Origin of the sequence: Saccharopolyspora indica (genome assembly GCF_027853965.1) — a bacterium.
Taxonomy (GTDB): Bacteria; Actinomycetota; Actinomycetes; order Mycobacteriales; family Pseudonocardiaceae; genus Saccharopolyspora; species Saccharopolyspora indica.
Window position 1 is genome coordinate 1 of sequence record NZ_JAQGLB010000045.1, and the last position, 2,383, is coordinate 2,383.

Below are 2,383 nucleotides of genomic sequence, written 5' to 3' on the forward strand. Positions count from 1 at the left end.
TAGTCGCGTGGTGTAGACCCGAAGCGGAGTGATCTACCCATGGCCAGGGTGAAGCGCGGGTAAGACCGTGTGGAGGCCCGAACCCACCAGGGTTGAAAACCTGGGGGATGAGTTGTGGGTAGGGGTGAAAGGCCAATCAAACTCCGTGATAGCTGGTTCTCCCCGAAATGCATTTAGGTGCAGCGTTGCGTGTTGCTTGGGTGGGGTAGAGCACTGGTTGGTTGATGGGCCTTCGCGGGTTACTGAGATCAGCCAAACTCCGAATACATCTGAGTTGAGCGTGGCAGTGAGACGGTGGGGGAGAAGCTTCATCGTCGAGAGGGAAACAGCCCAGAGCATCGGCTAAGGCCCCTAAGTGTGCGCTTAGTGGGAAAGGATGTGGGATCGCTGAGACAACCAGGAGGTTGGCTTAGAAGCAGCCATCCTTGAAAGAGTGCGTAATAGCTCACTGGTCAAGTGGTCCTGCGCCGACAATGTAGCGGGGCTGAAGCGCACCGCCGAAGCCATGCCAATTCAGCCTAGGGCTGGGTTGGGTAGGGGAGCGTCCTGCACGCGGTGAAGCAGCACTGTGAGGTGTTGTGGAGTGTGTGGGAGTGAGAATGCAGGCATGAGTAGCGAGTGAAGAGTGAGAATCTCTTCCGCCGGATGACCAAGGGTTCCTGGGGAAGGTTCGTCCGCCCAGGGTGAGTCGGGGCCTAAGGCGAGGCCGACAGGCGTAGTCGATGGATAACGGGTTGATATTCCCGTACCCGTGTGCACGCGTCCATAGCGAAACCTTTGATACTAACCATCCGCTCGTCACATGAGTCTTCGGACGAGTGTGGGGGGTGCATGGGACCTGATTGGGCGGTAGTTAAGTGATGGGGTGACGCAGGAGGGTAGCTCTGCCAGTGAGTGGTTGTACTGGTGTAAGCCTGTAGCCCGGTGTGTAGGTAAATCCGCACGCCATGAAGGGTGAGGGGTGATGCGTAGCCGTTGTGGTGATGTGAGTGATCCCATGCTGTCGAGAAAAGCCTCTAGCGAGTGTGTGCACGGCCCGTACCCTAAACCGACACAGGTGGTCAGGTAGAGAATACCGAGGCGGTCGGGTGAACTGTGGTTAAGGAATTCGGCAAATTGCCCCCGTAACTTTGGGAGAAGGGGGGCCACTGCTGGTGAACGCCCGTGCGGTGGGAGCTGGTGGTGGTCGCAGAGGCCAGGGAGAAGCGACTGTTTACTAAAAACACAGGTCCATGCGAAGCTGTAAGGCGATGTATATGGACTGACGCCTGCCCGGTGCTGGAACGTTAAGAGGACCCGTGAACCCTTTGGGGTGTAGCGGAGAATTTAAGCGCCAGTAAACGGCGGTGGTAACTATAACCATCCTAAGGTAGCGAAATTCCTTGTCGGGTAAGTTCCGACCTGCACGAATGGCGTAACGACTTCTCCGCTGTCTCGACCACAGGCCCGGTGAAATTGCAGTACGAGTAAAGATGCTCGTTTCGCGCGGCAGGACGGAAAGACCCCGGGACCTTTACTATAGCTTGGTATTGGTGTTTGGTTCGGCTTGTGTAGGATAGGTGGGAGACTGTGAAGCATTCACGCTAGTGGGTGTGGAGTCGTTGGTGAAATACCACTCTGGTCGTTCTGGGCATCTAACTCGGGTCCGTGATCCGGATCGGGGACAGTGCCTGGTGGGTAGTTTAACTGGGGCGGTTGCCTCCTAAAGGGTAACGGAGGCGCCCAAAGGTTCCCTCAGCCTGGTTGGCAATCAGGTGTTGAGTGTAAGTGTATAAGGGAGCTTGACTGTGAGACTGACGGGTCGAGCAGGTGCGAAAGCAGGGACTAGTGATCCGGCACTGGCTGGTGGAAGCGGTGTCGCTCAACGGATAAAAGGTACCCCGGGGATAACAGGCTGATCTTGCCCAAGAGTCCATATCGACGGCATGGTTTGGCACCTCGATGTCGGCTCGTCGCATCCTGGGGCTGGAGTTGGTCCCAAGGGTTGGGCTGTTCGCCCATTAAAGCGGCACGCGAGCTGGGTTTAGAACGTCGTGAGACAGTTCGGTCCCTATCCGCCGCGCGCGTAGGAGACTTGCGGAAGGCTGTCCCTAGTACGAGAGGACCGGGATGGACGAACCTCTGGTGTGCCAGTCGTTCTGCCAAGGGCGTGGCTGGTTGGCTATGTTCGGGAGGGATAACCGCTGAAAGCATCTAAGCGGGAAGCCTGTTCCTAGATGAGGTCTCCCACCCTTTGTGGGGTAAGGCCCCCAGTAGATGACTGGGTTGACAGGCCAGATATGGAAGCACAGTAATGTGTGGAGTTGACTGGTGCTGATAGGCCGAGGACTTGTTCACAAAGATTGCTCGCACCCACTATATGGTGTCTGAGACAACAACCATG

At 56.7% G+C, this 2,383-nt stretch carries 1 rRNA gene; it reads left to right on the forward strand.

Annotated features, from left to right (window positions below):
* Nucleotides 1-2,337: ribosomal RNA gene (locus tag OU416_RS40145) — 23S ribosomal RNA — on the forward strand; the annotation flags it as partial.
* Nucleotides 2,338-2,383: the final 46 nt, after the last annotated feature.